This is a genomic window from Janthinobacterium sp. CG3 (genome assembly GCF_000344615.1).
Classification (GTDB): Bacteria; Pseudomonadota; Gammaproteobacteria; order Burkholderiales; family Burkholderiaceae_D; genus Janthinobacterium.
The window spans coordinates 2,467,346-2,485,962 of the sequence record NZ_KB467824.1 but is presented as its reverse complement, the minus strand read 5'-3'; the positions used below and the strand labels follow the sequence as shown (position 1 = coordinate 2,485,962).

Annotated in this window: 12 protein-coding genes and 1 tRNA gene; 3 read left to right on the top strand and 10 right to left on the bottom strand. The window is 69.4% G+C overall.

All coding sequences use genetic code 11. The features are described from left to right. Positions 1-188: 188 nt before the first annotated feature. On the bottom strand, positions 189-4,019 hold the full coding sequence (locus JANGC3_RS30780; RefSeq protein WP_017876495.1) for an EAL domain-containing protein: 3,831 nt from the start codon (positions 4,017-4,019) through the stop codon (positions 189-191). Positions 4,020-4,235: 216 nt separating this feature from the next. On the opposite strand from JANGC3_RS30780, the gene aqpZ reads away from it, so the two are divergent. After that, positions 4,236-4,982, top strand: a complete 747-nt coding sequence (gene aqpZ / locus JANGC3_RS0110745; protein ID WP_017876494.1) for an aquaporin Z — start codon at positions 4,236-4,238, stop codon at positions 4,980-4,982. Positions 4,983-5,105: 123 nt separating this feature from the next. Here the strand turns inward: aqpZ and dbpA are convergent, their stop codons facing one another. The 4 genes from dbpA to JANGC3_RS0110725 form a co-directional block, all read right to left on the bottom strand. Next, entirely contained in the window at positions 5,106-6,524 is a 1,419-nt protein-coding gene (gene dbpA / locus JANGC3_RS0110740; RefSeq protein ID WP_017876493.1) for an ATP-dependent RNA helicase DbpA, read from the bottom strand. 116 nt (positions 6,525-6,640) lie between these two features. Then, positions 6,641-6,874 (bottom strand): hypothetical protein, encoded by a 234-nt coding sequence (locus JANGC3_RS29055; protein ID WP_017876492.1) that lies wholly within the window; start codon positions 6,872-6,874, stop codon positions 6,641-6,643. Between the two features lie 262 nt (positions 6,875-7,136). Further along, a complete protein-coding gene (locus JANGC3_RS0110730) occupies positions 7,137-8,798 on the bottom strand; it encodes an acid phosphatase (protein ID WP_017876491.1) in 1,662 nt (553 codons plus the stop codon). Between the two features lie 187 nt (positions 8,799-8,985). Next, positions 8,986-9,062 (bottom strand) — tRNA-Met (locus JANGC3_RS0110725). A gap of 174 nt (positions 9,063-9,236) precedes the next feature. On the opposite strand from JANGC3_RS0110725, the gene JANGC3_RS0110720 reads away from it, so the two are divergent. Further along, positions 9,237-10,358, top strand: coding sequence for an ISAs1 family transposase (locus JANGC3_RS0110720; protein WP_017876490.1), 1,122 nt, complete (start codon positions 9,237-9,239; stop codon positions 10,356-10,358). Between the two features lie 120 nt (positions 10,359-10,478). Here JANGC3_RS0110720 and JANGC3_RS0110715 read toward each other — a convergent pair whose 3' ends face one another. The 3 genes from JANGC3_RS0110715 to JANGC3_RS0110700 all read right to left on the bottom strand — a co-directional run bounded on the left by JANGC3_RS0110715 (position 10,479) and on the right by JANGC3_RS0110700 (position 13,086). Beyond that, on the bottom strand, positions 10,479-11,657 hold the full coding sequence (locus JANGC3_RS0110715; RefSeq protein ID WP_017876489.1) for a methyltransferase: 1,179 nt from the start codon (positions 11,655-11,657) through the stop codon (positions 10,479-10,481). Between the two features lie 217 nt (positions 11,658-11,874). Next, positions 11,875-12,741 carry a hypothetical protein gene (locus JANGC3_RS29050; RefSeq protein WP_017876487.1) on the bottom strand — a complete coding sequence of 289 codons (867 nt, stop codon included), beginning with the start codon at positions 12,739-12,741 and terminating at the stop codon, positions 11,875-11,877. Positions 12,742-12,876: 135 nt separating this feature from the next. Then, positions 12,877-13,086, bottom strand: a complete 210-nt coding sequence (locus JANGC3_RS0110700) for a hypothetical protein (RefSeq protein WP_017876486.1) — start codon at positions 13,084-13,086, stop codon at positions 12,877-12,879. A 207-nt stretch (positions 13,087-13,293) separates the two neighbouring features. Here JANGC3_RS0110700 and JANGC3_RS33250 point away from each other — a divergent pair, with 207 nt between their 5' ends. Then, positions 13,294-13,446: a hypothetical protein gene (locus JANGC3_RS33250; RefSeq protein WP_198292017.1), complete on the top strand. Its 153-nt coding sequence runs from the start codon at positions 13,294-13,296 to the stop codon at positions 13,444-13,446. A 77-nt stretch (positions 13,447-13,523) separates the two neighbouring features. Here JANGC3_RS33250 and JANGC3_RS0110690 read toward each other — a convergent pair whose 3' ends face one another. Both JANGC3_RS0110690 and JANGC3_RS0110685 read right to left on the bottom strand, forming a co-directional pair. After that, entirely contained in the window at positions 13,524-17,315 is a 3,792-nt protein-coding gene (locus JANGC3_RS0110690; RefSeq protein WP_017876484.1) for an AAA family ATPase, read from the bottom strand. Beyond that, complete coding sequence (locus tag JANGC3_RS0110685) at positions 17,312-18,565, bottom strand: exonuclease SbcCD subunit D C-terminal domain-containing protein (protein ID WP_017876483.1); 1,254 nt, start codon at positions 18,563-18,565, stop codon at positions 17,312-17,314. The genes JANGC3_RS0110690 and JANGC3_RS0110685 overlap by 4 nt, the downstream gene beginning before the upstream one ends. Between the last annotated feature and the right edge of the window lie 52 nt (positions 18,566-18,617).

The window sequence follows — 18,617 nt, the reverse complement described above, 5'->3', positions numbered from 1 at the left end:
GCGCTGGAAATCAAGCCGGGGCAAAGCGCCGGGGTCGGACCCGAATGCCGTTAATTGAAGGGTTTTGGTAGGTCGGGTTAGCCGGAACGGCGTAACCCGACTGGCGTCGGCGGCGGCTCGGCGTCGGATTACGCTTGGCTAATCCGACCTACGGACCCCGGGGTTGCGTCGAAGCCGTTTAAGCTGGTTCAGCCGGCGCGCACCAGCCGGCGCAGGCGGTCGATCAGCTCGTCGCGCAGCGCGTGCAGGCGCCGCTGCCGCGTGCGGGCCTCGGCGCCGCGGCCGGCGCGCTGCAGTTGCAGCAGCTCGCGCCCCAGCGCGTGCACTTGCGCGTGCAGCGCCGGCAGCGCCGCGAACGCCGGACCGTGTCCGTACAGCGCGCGGCCCTGGCACGCCAGCCAGCGGCCGAAGTGGCTCTGGCCCGGCTCCAGCGGCGCCGGCGCATCGCGCTCGCCGTCCAGGTGGCCGTCGATGGCGCGCAGCCAGTGCCGCAGCTCGACTTCGGCGAACGCCGTCATGCGGTCGCTCGCACTGGGCTGGCGTGCGCGCCAGGCGCTCCAGGCCGGGTACGGGCGCCAGTCGGCGACCCAGCCCGGCAGCGCCGGCGCCGGCATCGGCTCGGCGATGCCGAAGCCCTGCGCCAGCGTACATCCCAGCAGCAGCAACAGTTCGCCGTGCGCCGCCGTCTCGACGCCCTCGGCGATGACCTGGCGCCGGAACGCCAGCGCCAGCCCGACCACGCCTTCGATGATGGCCAGGTCCTCGGGGTCGTCCAGCATGTCGCGCACGAAGCTTTGGTCGATTTTCAGCGATTCGACCGGCAGCCGCTTCAGGTGGGTCAGCGAGGAGTAGCCGGTGCCGAAGTCGTCCAGCGCGAAGCGCACCCCCAGGGCGCGGCAGGCGTGCATCACCCGCATCACCTGTTCGATGTCCTCGAGCGCGCTGGTTTCCAGCATTTCCAGCTCCAGGCAGTCGGCCGGCACTTCCGGATGCGCCGCCAGTTGCGCCGCCAGGCGCGCGCCGAAGTCGTTCTGCTGCAACTGGCGCGCGCTGACGTTGACGCTGACCGGCAGCGCCAGGCCGGCGGCGCGCCAGGCGCCGATCTGCGCCAGCGCGCCGCCGATGACCCATTCGCCCAGCTCGACGCCGGTCTGCTGGCCGTCGACCACCGGTAGGAAGGCGGCCGGCGGCAGCAGGCCGCGTTGCGGGTGGCGCCAGCGCAGCAGCGCCTCGGCGCCGACCACCGCGCCGCTGCGCATGTCCACGCGCGGCTGGTAGTGCAGCTCGAACTCGCCCAGTTCGAGCGCCAGGCGGATCCGCTCGACGCTCTCGCGGTAGACCTGCTCGGCCTGGTCCTGGGCGACGTCGAACATGTGGTAGCGGTTCTTGCCGGCCTGCTTGGCCAGGTACATGGCCTGGTCGGCGTGGCGCATCAGCAGGTCGGCGTCGGCGCCGTCGCGCGGGTACAGCGTGACGCCGATGCTGGCCGAGACGCGCAGCAGTTGCTGCTCCACCTGGACCGCCTCGGCGGCCGCCTGCAGCAGCCGCTCCAGCACCGGCTCGCAGTCGCGCGGCCGGTCCAGGTCGACCAGCACGGCGACGAATTCGTCGCCGCCGATGCGGGCGATGGTGTCGCCCTCGCGCAGCGCCGTCTGCATGCGTTGCGCCAGCGTCACCAGCAGGGCGTCGCCGACCTGGTGGCCGTGCTGGTCGTTGACCGCCTTGAAGCCGTCCAGGTCGAGGTAGACCAGCGCCAGCGACTGGCCGCGGCGCTGGCTCTGCGCCAGCGCGTGGCGCAGGCGGTCGGCCAGCAGCACGCGGTTGGGCAGCCCGGTCAGGGCGTCGTAGTGGGCGATGTATTCGAGCTGGCGCTGGTGCTCCTTGAGCGGCGTGATGTCGGTGAACAGGGCGACGTAGTTCTTGGTCTTGCCGGCGCCGTCGCGCACCGCGCTGATGGTGATCATTTCGGCGTGGACCTCGCCATTCTTGCGCCGGTTCCAGGCCTCGCCGTCCCAGTGGCCGCTGTCGATCAGGGCGCGCCACATGGCGCTGTAGTAGTCGGGCGGCTGGCGCCCGGAGTTGAGGATGCGCGGGGTCTGGCCGAGCGCCTCCTGGTGGCTGTAGCCGGTGACGCGGGTGAAGGTGTCGTTGACCTCGATGATGACGCCGTCGGCGTCGGTGATCATGATGCCCTCGCGGGCGTGGGTGAAGACGCTGGCGGCCAGTTGCAGGCGCGCCTCGGCGGCGCCCTGGTCGAGCGCCAGCGCGACGATGCGCGCCTCGTCCTCGAGCAGTTGGCGTTCGGCCGGCCCGGGCTGGCGGGCGTGGCGGTGGAAGATCGCGAACACCCCCCGCGCGTCGCCCTGGGCGCTGCGCACCGGCTGCGTCCAGCAGGCGCCCAGGCCGGCCTGGAAGGCCAGCGTCAGCAGCGTCGCGGCGGGTTCGGCGCCGGCGATGTCGGCCACCACCACGGGCGCGCCGGTGAGGGCGGCCAGGCCGAGCGCGCCGCCGGACTCGGGCGCCAGCGCGGCGATCGCCTGGCGCAGGCCGGACGGCAGGCTGGGGGCGGCGGCCACGCGCAGGTGCCGGCCCTCGTCGTCGAGCAGCAGGATGCAGCACAACATGGCCGGGTAGATCGCCTCGACGTCGGCGGCGATGGTGTCGAGCACCCGGGCCAGGTCGGCCTTGGCGGCCAGCATCGCCAGCACGCGGTTGTGGTGCTGGGCGCGCTGTTCGGCCAGGCGGCGCGCGGTGACGTCGGCGATCACGCCGACCAGGCCGCGTTCGACGCCGGCGCCGTCGTAGGAGCGCTGGCCGGTCAGGTGGCCGAGGAAGGCGGTGTCGTCGGCGCGCCAGTAGTGGCGCTCCAGGTCGACCGACTTGATCTCGCTGTGCAGCAGGGCCAGCATTTTTTGCCGGCCGGGCGCGCGTTCGGACGGATGCACCAGGGCGACGTAGTCCTTGCCGATCAGCTGCGCCAGCGGCCAGCCGAACATCTCGGCCATGCAGCGGTTGGCGTGGGTGATTTTGCCTTCCATGTCGACCAGGAAGATGGCCACGGTGGAGGTGTCGAGGATGCGTTGCAGCAGCGCCTCGCGCCCGGCCAGCTCGCCGTTGGCGCGCGCCAGCGCCCGCTCGGCGCGTTCGCGTTCGCCGATGTCGCGCTCGACGGCGTCGAGCATGTGGTTGAAGTGTTCGCCCAGCTGGGTCAGCTCGTTGCCGAACGGGACCGCGCAGCGCGCCGCGTAGTCGCCGCGCGCGACCTGGTCGGCGTGGCGGCCCAGCTGGCCGAGCGGCAACAACACCGCGCGGCGGGTGTAGAGGATCACGCCGATCACGCCCACCAGGGCCAGTAGCACCAGCGCCATCAGCAGCATCACTTGCAACTGCAACTGGCGCTGCAGCGTGCTCAGTTCGCGCTTGGTGCGGGCGTTGATGGCGTCGGCGAAGCGCTGGATCGGCGCCATGATGGTTGCCTTGGCGTCGAGGTAGCGCGGGCCGTACAGCAGGCCGACGGCGGCGGCGCGCTCGTGCGCATGGCGCTCCTTGACGGCGGCGAAGGCTAGGCGTTCGAAGGCGACCAGGGCGTCGGAATTGGCCAACGACTGGCGCAGCAGGTCGAACTCGCGCGCGGCGGCGCCCTCGCGGCGTATCAATTCGCTCAGCGGCGTCGCCTCGCCCATGGCGACGGCCGGGCCGCGGCCCATGCCGGCCAGGTTCCCGTAGGTCGGCGAATAACGCAGCGGGCGCGGGCGGCGGCCGTTGCGGATGGCCAGGATGGCGTCGTAGCGCGCCTCGTAGGCCGGGTCGGCTGTGGTGACGTAGCTGCGCGCCATGCGCGTCAAGTCCTCCGAGCTTTGAAACAGCTCGTCGGCCAGGGTTAGCGAGCGCAGGCGGTGCTCCTCGCCGCGGTTGACGCGCTGCTCGATTTGCAGCGCGTGGAAAATCACCGCGCCCATCACCGTCAGCATGGCGATGGTGGCGACGGCGACGTATCTGCTGAGGCTTTTTATGCTCATGGCTGGTCCATTGCGAATGATTGTATCGCAGCTGCCGGGCGGCGGCGGTATTTCACCGCGGAAAATATTGGCGCGCCGGCGCCGTATGTAAACGAAGCCAAGTTTGATGTTGCGATAACGATGCTTGTATGCCAACATGGCGGGATCGACGGCCTAAGTTTGGCCTTCGCCCGCCCTTTTTCTCACCCCCACACACATTTTTATAAGGATGCGCATATGAAGCAATACGGCGCGGAGTTTCTTGGTACGTTTTGGCTGGTGCTCGGCGGTTGCGGTAGCGCGGTGCTGGCAGCGGCATTTCCCGGTGTCGGCATCGGTTTGCACGGCGTCTCGCTGGCCTTCGGCCTGACGGTGCTGACGATGGCCTACGCCATCGGGCATATCTCGGGTTGCCATTTGAACCCGGCGGTGTCGATCGGCCTGTGGGCCGGCGGCCGCTTCCCGGCATCGAAACTGCTGCCCTACATCGTCGCCCAGGTGGTCGGCGCGATCGCCGCCGGCGGCGTGCTGTACCTGATCGCCAGCGGCACCGCCGGCTTCGACGTCAGCAAGGGCTTCGCCTCCAACGGCTACGGCGAGCACTCGCCGGGCGGCTACTCGATGCTGGCGGCGCTGATCACGGAAGTGGTCATGACGATGTTCTTCCTGATCGTCATCCTGGGCGCGACCGACAAGCGCGCGCCGGCCGGCTTCGCGCCGCTGCCGATCGGCCTGGCGCTGACGCTGATCCACCTGATCAGCATCCCGGTGACGAACACCTCGGTCAACCCGGCGCGCAGCACCGGCGTGGCGCTGTACGTCGGCGGCTGGGCCGTCGACCAGCTATGGATGTTCTGGGTCGCGCCTATCGTCGGCGCGCTGCTGGGCGCCCTGGCGTACCGCCTGATCGCCAGCGAAGAAGTAGGGGCGCGCGCCGATGCGCACGCCCAAGCCGGCGGCAACGAGCTGGCGCCGTCAAGTTAGCGTGTCGCGGGTCGGATCAGCGCAACGCGTCGTCCGACCCTGTAGGCCGCGGCGGGACGCGCCGCGCCAAGTCGACGTTGTCGGCTTGCGCCGTTGCGGCTAAGCCGGAACGGCACGGCGCCATTACGCGTCGATAAAGCGCATCTTGAAACTGCGCCCCTTGATATTGCCGAAGTCGCGGCCCAGCGGATTGCCGCCGTTCAGGCGCTTGAACGCCTGCTCGGCGATGCCGCGTTCGAGCGCGACGTAGGTCATGAACTCGAACACGTTGATCTTGCCGACCTGCTCCTTGGTCAAGCCGGCGTCGCCGGTCAGCGCGCCCAGCAAGTCGCCCGGACGCAGCTTGTCCTTCTTCCCGCCCATGATGCACAGCGTGACCATCGGCGCGGCCAGCGCCGGCTCGGCGTGCGCCGGCTGGCCATCCAACTCCTTCAAATCGTGCCACTCGACGCTGCTGTCCTGGTACTGCTCGATCAACTTGACCCACTTCTTCTCGTTCGGCGCGCACAGCGACAGCGCCAAGCCCTTTTCGCCGCCGCGGCCGGTGCGGCCGATGCGGTGGATGTGCACTTCGGTGTCCTTCGAGACGTCGACGTTGATGACCGCGCCCAGGCTCTGGATGTCGAGGCCGCGCGCGGCGACGTCGGTTGCCACCAGCACCGAGCAGCTGCGGTTGGCGAACAGCACCAGGATCTCGTCGCGCTCGCGCTGTTCCAGCTCGCCGTACAGCGCCAGCGCGGAAAAGCCCTGCTGGCGCAGCTCGTCGGCCAGTTCGCGGCAATGGATCTTGGTATTGCAAAAGGCCAGCGTCGAGACCGGGCGGAAGTGCGTCAGCAGCTTGCCGACGGCGGCGTTGCGCTCGTCGAAGCCGACCTCGTAGAAGCGCTGTTCGATCTTGTCGTTGTCGTGCTGCGCCTGCACCGTCACTTCGAGCGGGTTGTCGAGGAAGTTGGCGGTGGCGCGGCGGATGTCGTCGGGGTAGGTGGCCGAGAACAGCAGCGTCTGGCGGCGCGCCGGGCAGGCGCTGACGATGCCGGCGATTTCGTCGTAGAAGCCCATGTCGGTCATGCGGTCGGCCTCGTCGAGCACCAGCGTCTGCACGTGGCCCAGGTTGAGGGTGCCGCGGCCGAGGTGGTCGCGCAGCCGGCCCGGGGTGCCGACGACGATGTGGGCGCCGTGTTCGAGCGAGGCCATTTGCGGGCGCATCGAGGTGCCGCCGGTCAGCGTCAGGATCTTGATGTTGCCGGCGCTGCGGGCCAGGCGGCGCAGTTCGTTGGCGACCTGGTCGGCCAGCTCGCGGGTCGGGCACAGCACCAGGCCCTGCACCGCGAACCAGGCCGGATTGAGCTTGTGCAGGATGCCGATGCCGAAGGCGGCGGTCTTGCCGCTGCCGGTTTTCGCCTGGGCGATCAAGTCGCGTCCCTCCAGCACCGCCGGCAGGCTTTGCGCCTGGATCGTCGTCATTTCATGGTAGCCGAGCAGGTCGAGATTGGCCAGAAAGGCGGGCGTCAGCGGCAGGCTGGAAAAGGAATTCGGATTCATATGGGGGCCAGTAAAGAAGCGGGGAAGGGTGGGCACAGTCTAACAGCGTCGGGCGCCGCTGTGCGGATAGCGGGTCGGCCCGCGCCGGTGTGGCGGCGGGCCGGGGGGGAGTGGCGTCAGGCCGGCGCCCAGTTCGGCAGGCCGGTCAGGTCGGTGTTGTCGTCGCGCTGCCAGACCGGCAGGCCGGAGGCGTCGGTCGGATCGAGCAGTTCGAGCTGCACCTGCTTGAGGTTGGCCTTCTTGATGCGGGCGGCGCGCCACGGCACCGGCTCGGCCGGCGTCAGCAGGGTGGCGGGGGGCGGACCGAATCCGGGCAGGTCGAACGTCGCGTTGTCTTTTTTATCTCTCATTTCGGAACCTCGTGCCATTGCGCGCCGCCCCAACGGCGATGCTGACAACGGAGCGGCCATGACCTCTGGGCGCTTAAATAGTAGCAGCTTAGCGGCCGCGTAAACGCGCCGCAGAAAACAAAAGCCCGGCTGCGGGAGTCGGGCTCAATAGGTGGTGCAAAGCGGGGCCGGCGCGCCGCCCCGCACAGTGAAAGTGCGGCACGCAGTGTATCACACTCTCTTTTCGCCGTGGGCGCTGCTTTGCCAGGGGCGGCGGCGGCCGTCAGCGGAAGCTCAGCGCGCCGGTCAGGTCGCCCGGCGGCAGCGCGCCGCGCGCGGCGAAGGCGGCGTTGCGCGTGGCCAGCCCCTGCAACAGCGGCAAGTCGTGCAGGCGGGTGATCAGGCGCAGGATCGACGTGGTGTCGTAGAAGCTGTGATCGACCACGCCCTTCTTGGCGAACGGCGAGACCACGATGGCCGGAATGCGCGAACCCGGACCCCAGCGGTCGCCGGGCGGCGGCGCGACGTGGTCCCACCAGCCGCCGTTTTCGTCGAAGGTGATCACCACGATCATATTCTCCCACTGCGGCGACTTCTTCAAGTGCTCGACGACGTTGGCGATGTGCTGGTCGCCCGACTCGACGTCGGAATAGCCGGCGTGCAGATTCAGATTGCCCTGCGGCTTATAGAACGCCACGGCCGGCAGCTTGCCGGCGACGACGTCGGCGAGGAATTTATTCGAGATCGGGCTGTCGCCCAGGCCGCCGTCGCGCAGGTGCTCGGCGCGCGCGCGGGTGCCCGGGGCGAACTGGCGGAAGTAGTTCAGCGGCTGGTGGTGGTACTGGAAGTTTGGTTTTTCGCCGCCGCCCCTGGCGTCCAGCGCCGCCTGCCAGGCGCCGCCGTACCAGGCCCAGCCGACCGATTTTGCCGACAGCAGGTCGCCGACGGTCGGATAGGTCTGCGGCGGCAGCGTGCTCGGGTCGAGCGCGTCGGCCAGTTGGGCGTCGCCGCCGGCGGCCGGGCGCACATAGCTCGGCTGGTACGGCGGCGCCATGGTGTTGACCGCGTAGCCGTCCGGCGTGATGGCGCCGTCGTTGACGAACTTCGGTTTGCCGTCCATGGCCGAGGCGGGGCCGTCGTCGGCCAACGCCAGGCGCGCGCCGGCGGGACCGTCGGCCGTCACCGCGATTTTCTTGTTGGCCGCCGTCGAGGCGGCGTTGAAATACTCCGGCGTGCGTCCGGAGATCAGGAACTGGTGGTTCAGGTAGGAGCCGCCGAAAGCGGCCATGAAGAAGTTGTCGCACAAGGTGTACTGGCGGGCGATCTGCCACAGGTCCAGGTTTTTCTGGCTCTCGCCGTAGTAACCCATGACCATGCCGCCGGTGTTGGCCCAGGCGACGAAACCGTCGTTCTTGCCGCCGTTGATCTGCATCTGGTTCTGGTAGAACAGGTGCCACAGGTCGCGCGTGATGACCGACGGCGGCAGCGGCTGGCCGTCGGTGCCGGTCAGCTTGAACGGCGCGTTCGGCAGATCCTTGACCTGGTCTTCCTTGATCTCGTACTGTTTGCCGCCGATGTTTTGCGGCGTCGGCACCATGCCGCCCCAGATCTTCGGCAGCGTCGCCAGGGTCGCGCCGTTGCGGTCCTTCTGCGCCGCCAGCGCGGCCGGCACCGCCGACAGCGGCGCGCTGGTGCCGGGGAAGTCGGCAAACAGATTGTTGAAGCTGCGGTTCTCAAGGTAGATCACGACCAAGTTCTTGACGTTCGCCTTGAGCTTGGCGTCGAGCGAACCCGGGGTCGTCCTGGCCGGCTTGGCGTCGCTGACGGCGGCCGGCAGCGCGCCGGCCAGGCCGACCGCGGTGGCGGCCTGGAAGACGCGGCGGCGCGCCGGATTGCTGGGCAGGTCGTCGGCTTTGTGTTTCGTGTCGTTGGCTTGGTCCGTCACGCGGTGCTCCTTGTTGTTGTTCGTCGGATGCGACGGCGCGGACCGCTCGGCCCGCCACGCGGGAAAATTGTATCACCGGGATGGCAACGTTGTGAAATTACTAGCGTCGAGGCGCCTCAGAGGGGAGGCAGGGGCGCAAAAAGGAAAAGCCGCCGATTCTCGAGGAAAATCGGCGGCTTTGCAAATGTGGTTGCGGGGACAGGATTTGAACCTGTGACCTTCGGGTTATGAGCCCGACGAGCTGCCAGACTGCTCCACCCCGCAGCCGCATTATATAGAGCTACGCTGCAATGCGCAATGGCAGAGGCGACAAGTCTCAGGGCAATTGCATGAAGGCGGAGCCGAGGCGATGAGCACAGCTTGTAGGTATCGCTTGTAAACTCTTTGAAAAAGGCGTTTACTCTCGATATTTGGGCGAGAAAAATGACAATCGGACCGATGTCGCTGCTGGAAGCATTCGATGAATTACGCGATCCGCGCGCGCGCGAGTGCGCATATCAACTGGACGAATTGCTGCTGGCCGCGATCTGCGCCGTCATCAGTGGAGCGGAAAGCTGGACCACGGTTGTGGAATGGAGCGAAATGAAGCTCGAGTGGCTGCGTCAGTACCGGCCGTTCGCCAATGGCATCGCCTCGCACGACACCTTCGGACGCGTTTTTTCCCTGCTTGACGCGAAGCAGTTCGAATCGTGTTTTGTACGCTGGATGGGCGCACTGTGTCCGTCGCTTGAAGGGCAGCACATTGCCATCGATGGCAAATGCGTGCGTGGTTCACACGATGGCAAACAGAGCGCCATTCATCTGGTGTCGGCGTGGAGCAGCGCGAGCGGCGTCACACTTGGGCAGGTTCGGACCGCCGACAAGAGCAACGAGATCACCGCGATACCGGAATTATTGGATACCCTGGACGTCAAAGGCGCCATCATCACAATCGACGCGATGGGGTGCCAGCGCGACATCGCCGCCAAGATCGTTGCCAGCGGCGCCGACTATGTTCTGGGTGTGAAGGACAACCAGCCCGTCTTGGCCGAAGCCGTCAAGCTGTGGTTCGACGCCGCCGACGCAGGCAAGATGGATCGTCCATTCTGGGAGCACATCCAGACCGAAAAAGATCACGGACGGATCGAAACCCGGCGCTGCCTTGTCACCAACGACATCGCTTGGCTCGTTCAGCAAAAACAGCATTGGAGCGGGCTGCAAAGNCTCATCATGATCGAGTCGACGCGCGAAATCATCGGGCGAAACAGCACCGGAACAGCCAGCGTTGAACGCCGCTATTACATCAGCAGCTTGCCGGCCAAGGCTGCAATGTTGGGCAAAACAGTACGGGCGCACTGGGGCATTGAAAACAGCATGCATTGGGTGCTGGACGTCGCATTTCGCGAGGACGGCTGCCGCGTGCGCGTTGGCGACGCGGCGCAAAATTTCGCCATCCTGCGCCGCATTGCCCTCAACCTGCTGAAGAACGAGAAAACGACGAAGCTCGGCGTCGCCTCCAAGCGCCTAAAGGCGGGCTGGAACGCCGACTACCTTGGCAAGGTGTTGGGCCTGGCCATCTGATCCTTCATGCAATCGCCCTGCGACAAGTCTGACTAATACTGCAGGCGACGCCAGTAGTGCTGCTAATACGCTTGCGCAATGATGTCGCGATTCCAGGGCTAAACATCAGGGTAACTTAATTTACGCGGCGGCCAGGCGCCACAGCGAGGTCACTTCGGCGGCGCGCGCGGCGTGCAGGGCGTCGCTGGCGTCGGCGGCGCGCGGGTGGGTAGGCTTGACGTCAAGGCGCGCCAGCACCTTCAGGCCGGCCGCCTCGATCCAGCCGAGCAGCTCGGCGCGCGGGCGCAGGCCCAGGTGCTCGGCCAGGTCGGACAGGATCAGCCAGCCTTCACCGCCCGGCTCCAGATGCCCGGCCAGGCCGCCCAGGAAGCCGCGCAGCATGCGGCTTTCCGGGTCGTAGACGGCAAATTCAATCGGCGAGCTGGGTCGCGCCGGCAGCCACGGCGGATTACACACGATCAGCGGCGCGCGCCCGGCCGGGAACAGGTCGGCCTGCACCACCTCGACCTTGTCGGCCAGACCGAGCCGGGCCAGGTTTTCGCGCGCGCAGCTGAGCGCGCGCGGGTCCATGTCGGTGGCGACGACGCGCTGGATGCCGCGCTGCGCCAGCACCGCCGCCAGCACGCCGGTGCCGGTGCCGATGTCGAAGGCCAGGGCGGCGCGCGGCGGAATCGGCGCGTCCGCCACCAGGCCGACGTACTCGCTGCGGATCGGCGCGAACACGCCGTAGTGCGGGTGGATGCGCTGGCCCAGCGTGGCCAGTTCGACGCCGGTGCGGCGCCATTCATGCGCGCCGATCAGGCCGAGCAGTTCGCGCAGCGACGCGACGAAAGGCTCCTCGCCGCGGCCGTAGGCCTCGTTGCAGGCCAGCTGGACGTCGGGCGCGCGGCGCAGCGGAATGCTGTAGTCGGCCTCGAACGGCAGCAGCAGCATGGCCAGCGTGCGCGCGCGTTGCGACTGGGCCTGGCGGTGCAGGTTGAAGGCCTCGGTCGGCGAGGCGGGCGGCTTGGCGGCGCGCGCCTCCTTGGCGGCCTTGGCGCGCTTGCCGGACTTGTCGTGCTTGTGGTCGGCGCGCCGCGCCAGCGCCTGCAGCAGTTGGCGCGCGTTCTGGAAGTCGCCGCGCCACAGCAGGGCGGTGCCTTCGCAGGCCAGGCGGTAGGCGACGTCGGCGTTGGTGCGGTCGTCGGCCAGCACTACTTTTTTCGGCGCCGGCATGCCGCTCTCCGAGCGCCAGCGCGCCGAGCGCTCCTGGCCCTCCTCGATCCAGTGGATCAGCGGGTACGGCGCGGCGGCGCTCATGCCGCCACCTGCGGGCAAGGGGCGGCGAAATGGCGCGCGGCGGTGCGCGGCGCGGCGGTGCGGAAGGTCAAGGACATGGCGGTCATTCGAAAAGGAGGAGGGCGCGCGGCGGTGTCGCGTGCGGCAGCCCGTGGTTTGTCCCGCCATTATACGTGGCGCGCGGGCGCCATGATTGCGGGCATGGCTTTTCGAAAAGCCGAGCCGCGCGAGCGTCCTTTTAAACGGCCGGCTTGTCCGTCGCGGCGGCGTCGGCCACGACCGGCACGCCGTAGGCGTCGGCCAGCATTTTGGCGCGCGCCCTGTCCTCGTCCCGCGCCTGGGTGGCGCCGGCGTCGAGCTGGGTCGCTTGCTTGACCAGATTGAGCATGCGCAGCGACAGCGAGCCGCCTTGGGCGGCGCCGCCTTCGGCCGGCGGCGCTTGCAGGTCGCCGCGCAGTTGTTGGCCAAGCAGTTTGAACAAGTCGTTCAGGCTGCCCGGGAAGTTGACGTTCGGCAGGTCCCGCGTCGGCAGGGCGTCGTCGGCGCTGGCCTTGTCGGGGCGCGGCGCGGCGCCGCTGCCGGCGCTGCCGGCGTCGTCGCGGCTCCGGTTCGCCGTCGATGCGTCGATGCGGGCGTCGTATTGGACCTCGATTTCAAACTCGTAGCTTTGGCCGTCGGCGGTGGTAATGGTGCCCTTGCCGATGAAGTGCGCGCTTTCGCTGAGCCGGAAGGCGGCCGCGTCGAAGCTGCCGTTCGGGCCTTCGCGATGGCGCACGGCGGCGGCGAAACTGGACTCGACCGACAAGCTGGCCGAGTCGAACTGGATAGTGGCGCCGTCGGCGGCGTCGCCCAGCAGGCTGCGCGTGAAGCTGTTGAGGAAGCCTTGCGCGACGTCGAGGGTGGCGTTGCCGAGCGCGTCGGTGCGCTCGAGCAGCGCTTGCGCAGACAAGTCCAGCCCGCCCTGCGACAGCGAGACGCCGTTCAGCGGCGAGTTCGGATGTCCCTCGTGCGCGGCGGCGACCCGGCCGCCGCTTCTGGCATCGCCTTGCGCGGCGGGCGTGGGGTGCGGCAACTGGCGCGCGTTCAGGGCGGGGAGGAGGGACATGGTGGGCTGCCTGGGGAAAGGTGATTACATATTGTTATCGGCAGCGCCTGCGATTCCTTGAGGCCGGGGAGAAACGTTGCCGCAAACCTTGACACCAGAGGCGTGCCGCGGCGGCGCTTCCCCGTGGCAAGCAGGTCAGTGGTGGTGCGCCCAGCTGCCGTCGGCCGATTCCAGATACGATTTGACGGCGTCGGCCGAGCCGGTGGCGTGGCGCTTCAGCTCGCCACACTGGCACAGGCCCTGGTAGGGCTGGATGTGCGAGCAGGCCGATACCTTCTGCAGGTAGACCTGGACCGATTTCGCGCATTTGGCGCATTTGAAGGTGAGAGTGCGGGCTGCTTTCATGATTTCCTTGGTGGGTTGACGGTGCGGCGCTGTCGCGCGAGGCGGAATTCTATCACTGCGCTAATTTATTATCTGTATGACAGCAAATTTTGCGTTGGCATGAGCTTGATCAGCAGTATGTCGTCAGAAAATGTAACAACGGTCAACGGCGGGCTTATGCTAACGTTATTGGCACAAATGCCAGTGATGTTTCTAAGAGGCCACAAAATGGAACAGCCTAAACCCCCTAGCAAGGAAGTTGTGCGGCGCTGGTTGCGCGCCGAACTGGAGCAGCGCCGCCCGCCGCCCGACCCGAAACAGATCCGCCGCGAACTGGGCTGGGATTTGGTGAAGATGGAACGCGACCCGTATAAGCGGTAGCGACAGGCCGGCGCGCCACGGCGGACCATGCCGGATTACGCTATCGCTCCTCCGACCGACGCCACGCTGCACGGCCTTTATTGCACCGAGACGGCGCTTTTGCCGCCGGCCATCGGTTGCACCATGATTTTGGTCGCGATGCGTTCCGTCATCTCCTGCACGTGGGAGATCACGCCGACTTTGCGCCCCATCGATTGCAGGCCGTCGAGGGCGTCCATGGCCACCCGTAGCGTTTCCGAGTCGAGGCTGCCGAAGCCCTCGTCGATGAACAGCGATTCGACCCGCACCCGGTTCGACGACAGCGAGGCCAGGCCCAGCGCCAGCGCCAGCGACACCAGGAACGACTCGCCGCCCGACAGCGAGTGCACCGAGCGCAGTTCGCCACCCATGTCCTGGTCGCGCACCATCAGCCCCAGCGAGGGGTTGGCCGGGTTGTCGATGCGCTCCAGCTGGTAGCGCCGCGCCAGCTGGTTCAGGTGCGCATTGGCGTAGCCGAGCAGCACGTCGAGCGTGAACTGCTGCGCGTAGTTGCGGAACTTTTTGCCGTCGGCCGAGCCGATCAATTCGTTCATGCGCGCCCAGCGCCGCTCGATGTCTTCCTGCTGGCCGATTTCGGCCAGCATGCCCTGCGCGCTGTGGCGGCGCGCGTCGTCCTGGGCGATGCCCAGGCGCAACGCGGTGGCCGCGTCGTGCGCGGTTTTGCGCTCCAGCGTCAGCGCGGCCAGGTCGTCGGCCAGGCCGGCGGCGTCGCGCTGGCCGGGTCCGTCGGCCTGGCCGCCCTGCTGGTGCTGCTGGTGCTGCTGGTGCTGCTGGCGTTGCGCACGGCGCTCGGCCAGCACGGTGGCGGCGCTGGCCGCGCCGGCGTCGAGCGCCTGCAAGGCGCGCCGTTCCGCCGCGATGGCCTCGGCCGGCACCGCCAGCAGTGCGCGCAATTGCTCCAGGTCTTGCGCGGCGCCGTCGGCTGGTTCCGCCGGCCCCCGCAGATACTGCTGCAGCCACGCCGCCAGCCGCGCGGCCGCGGCCACGGCGGCCGCGCCCAGGTCGGCCAGCCGGCGCTGCGCCTGCGCCAGCGCCTCGTCGAGCCTGGCGCGCTGCTGCTCGGCCTGGCGCTGGCTTTCCTGCTGCGCCGCCAGCTGGCGCTTCGCCAGCTCGACCGCGGCGCCCAGCGCGGCCTCGACGTCGCCGACGGCGCGGCCCTGCCACAGCGCCGCGCGCTCGCCTTGCATCGCCTTCGCTTGCGCGTCCAGCGTGGCGAAGGCGCGTTGCGCGGCGCCGGCGTCCAGCTCGGCCTTGGCCGCCAGCGCGGCCGCCGCCTTCAGCTCGACGCCGGCGCTGGCCAGTGCCACGGCGCGCTCGTCGTGGGCGCCGCGCTGCGCCAGCCATTGCCGGCTGTCGGCGTGGCGCGCGGCGTGGAAGCGCGACGGCGCCGCGTGCCAGCTGTCTTTCCAGTCTTCGTTGACGACGTCGGCGTGGTTGAAGGCGCTGTCGAGTTCATCGAGCAGGCCGCCCAGTTGCAGCGCCAGCGCGATGCGCTTTTCCTCCAGCCCGGCCAACTCGCCGTTCAACTGCGCCAGCCGGGTTTGCGCGGCGGCGGCGGCGGCCACCAGGCCGGCGTGCGCGCCGGCGGCCTGGTCGCAGGCGCGCTGCGCCTGGTCGCGCGCGGCCAGGGCATGGTGCAGCGCCTGCTCCTGCTGTTGCAGCGCTTGCAGCGCGCCCTGGCTTGCTGTCAGCTGGGCGGCGAGCCAGGCGCCGGGTTCGTCGCCGGGCGGCAGTTGCAGCGCGCCGGCCTGCTTGCGCCACAGCGGCGCGCCGGCGTCGACGGCCTCGGCCAGCTCGCGCAGCTCGTCCTTCAGCGCGCCCAATTGCTCGATGCAGCCGGCCTTGACGGTGCGCTGGCTGGCCTGCTGGGCGATGTTCTCCTCGGCGTCGCGGCGGCAGCGCGCCACCTCCGCCTGCAGGCTGGCGAGCATGGCGTGCAGGGCGTCGTCCTCGTCGCGGTACGGGTGTTGCAGCGCGCCGCAGACCGGGCAGGGGGCGTCGTCGGCCAGCGTGGCGCGCAGCGTTTTGACGCTGGCCGCGCAGGCCGCCTCGGCGCCCTTCAGCGAACGCTCGGCCTGGCTGAACGCGGCCATCAGCGGCTCCGCCTTGGCCTGCTCCGCCGCCAGCGCCGCCTCGGCTGTCGCCATGGCCCGCTGCCATTGCGTCGACTGGCCCCGCAGCAGCGCCTGGCGGGCCTGTTTGCCGGCCAGCGCGGTCCAGGTTTTTTCCGCGTCCGCCAATGCGTCGCGGCGCTGTTCCAGCTGGCGCCGGCGTTGCGGCAGCGCGTCGCCGTCGACGGCGGCCAAGGCCGCGCCGGCTTGCTGTCTTTGGCTTTCCAGCGCCAGCACGGCCTGCGCCGACGCCGCCAGCCCGTCGGCGCAGGCGGCGGCGTCGTCGGCGCTGGCGCCGGCCGCCTGCTGCGCCGCGGCGGCCGCGTGGGCGACGCCGTCGGCCTGCGCGGCGGCTTGCCCGGCCTGGACGAACAGCAGGTCCCAGCGCGGCCACCCTTGCGCCAGCGCCTGCCATTGCTGGTGTTGTTCCAGCCAGGCGGCGCTGCCGTTCTGCGCGGCGGCCAACTGCTCGTACCGCTCTTTTTTCTCCTGCGCGGCGGCGCGGGCCGCCTCGTGGGCGCGCTCGCTTTCGCGGCCAATTAGCGCCGCCTGCCGGTGGCTCGGGCGCAACGCGTCCAGGCGCGCGTCGAGCGCCTTGGCCTGGTCCAGTTGCGGCGCGGCGTCGCGCTGGGCCCGCTCCGCCGCCTGCAGCGCGGCGCCGCCTTGGCGCAGCGCCGCCGCCGACGCGTCCTGCGCCAGCGCGGCCTGCGCCGCGTCGCGCTGGCTGGCCGCCAGCACCGCGTGGGTGCGCGCCAGCTCGGCGTCGATGCGGGCGATGTCGTCGGCCAGCGGGCGCGCCGCCTGCACCGCGTCGTTGTGCGCCAGCGCGGCGCGGCGCGCGCCGGCCAGCGCAATCTCGGCCTGGCTCGCGTGCAGGGCCTGCTCGGCCAATTGCTCGTTGTGGCGCAGCTTGGCCGCTTCCTGGTGCCAGCGCACATGCTGCTCCAGCGCCGCCTTGCGCTGCTCCAGCGCGGCCAGGGCGGCGTCGGCGGCCGCGCTGTCGGCGTCCAGCGCGATGCGCGCCTCGGCGCCCAGCGGCTTCTGGTCGGCCAGCCGTTCGGTCAGGCGCAGCAGCAGCGCCTGTTCGCGCCGCGCGCGTTCGTAGGCGCGCATGGAAATGGCGCTGTAGACGGTGCTGCCGGTCAGCGTTTCGAGCAGCTCGCCGCGTTCGTTGTCCTCGGTCTTGAGGAAGGTGGAGAACTCGTTTTGCGCCAGCAGCACGGCGCGCGTGAACTGTTCGAACGAGAGGCCGATGCGCTGTTCGATTTCCACCTTGACCTCGGTCTTGGTGGCGCCGATCGGCTGCAGCGCCGGCAATTGGTGCAGGCTCATGGCGGTCGGTTGCAGCGCGCCCTCGGCCTTGGTGCGCGAACGCCGCACGCTCCAGCGCGCGCGGTAGGCGCGGCCGTCGTTGCCGACGAAGTCGACTTCGGCGTAGCCGTCGGCGGCGCCGCGGCGCAGCAGCGTGCGGGTGTCCTGGGCCGACACGGTTTCCTTGCCGACGTCGGGCAGCGCGTTGCGCCCGGCCACCTTGAGCAGGCGCGGGGTGGCGTCGTACAGGGCCAGGCAGAGCGCGTCGAGCAGGGTGCTTTTGCCGGCGCCGGTGGGGCCGCTGATGGCGAACAGGCCGCTCGACGCCAGCGGTTCCTGTTCGAAGTCCACGCCAAATTCGCCGGCCAGCGAGGCCAGGTTCTTACCGCCGATTCTGAGGATTCTCATGGCGCTTTATCTCCCAACATCAGTTCGGCGAAGGCGCTCAGTTGTTCGGCCGGCGCCTCGCTGGCGTATTTTTGCAGGTACAGGCGGCGGAAGATGTCGTCCGGCTGCAGCTGGTCGAGCTGGTCGAGCGTCAGCGGCGCGGCGCTGGCGCCGCGGGCGGCGCTGGAGGTTTCAATTTTGGCCAGGCGCACCGCCTTGTGCTCCAGCGCCGCCTCGACGCGCGCGCGCAGGCCCGGTTCGGGCGCGTCCAGCCGCACCCGCACCTCCAGGAACGGCAGCGCTTCCGGCGCCGCCTCGGGCAGCGCCAGCGCCACCAGCTCGGCCAGTACCTGCTCCAGCGGCGCCGGTTTGCTCGGTACGCGCAGCAGTTCCACCGCGCGCGGCACCGGCAGCGCGCTGATCGCGCCCAGCGCCTCGCCGTCGAGGTCGACGCGCAGGATCTGGTGGCGGTAGCCGACTTCGGCGAACGACAGCGGAATCGGGCTGCCGCAGTAGCGCAGGTGGGCCTGCTTGCCGACTTGCTGGGCCAGGTGCAGGTGGCCCAGCGCGGCGTAGACGATGGCCGGGTCGAACACGCCCGAGGGCAGCATTTCGGCGCCGCCGATGACGATGCGGCGCTCCGAGTCGTTCGACATTTCGCCGCCGACCATGTGGCAGTGGCCCATCGCGACGATGGCCTGGCCCGGCTGGCGCCGCGCCAGCGCGACGTCGAGCGCCTGGCGGTACAGCAGGGCGATGCCGGCCAGGTAGGGGTCGGGCGCGGCGGCGCCGTCCGGCGCCGCCGCCTGGGCCGGCGCGCGCGGCACGTCGCCCGGGCGCAGGAAGGGCAGCGCCAGGCACCAGGCGCGCACCGCGCCGCCCTTGTCGGTGAGCGGCAGCACCATCCGTTCGACGTCGATGTTGCCGTCGGCGTCGCGCAGCACGTGGCCGATGACGTGGGTGCCGTGCGCCTGCAGCAGCGGCGCCGGCGCCTCCAGCCGGCCGGGCGAGTCGTGGTTGCCGGCGATGGCGATCAGGTTCAGGTGCGGCGCCCGCTGCCGGGCCCGTTGCAGGAAGGTGTACAACTGCTTTTGCGACGCCGCCGACGGGTTGGCGTTGTCGAAAATGTCGCCGGCGATCAGCAGCGCGTCGGCCTGCTCGGCGACGATGGTGTCGAGCAGCCAGTCGAGGAAGCACTGGTGCTCGTGGCCGCGTTCGAAGTTGTGCAGGGTCTGGCCGAGATGCCAGTCGGAGGTGTGCAGCAGGCGCATAGGGGTATCGGGGCGGGGAACAGGCGCCCAATATAGCGTAATCTGGCCGCGC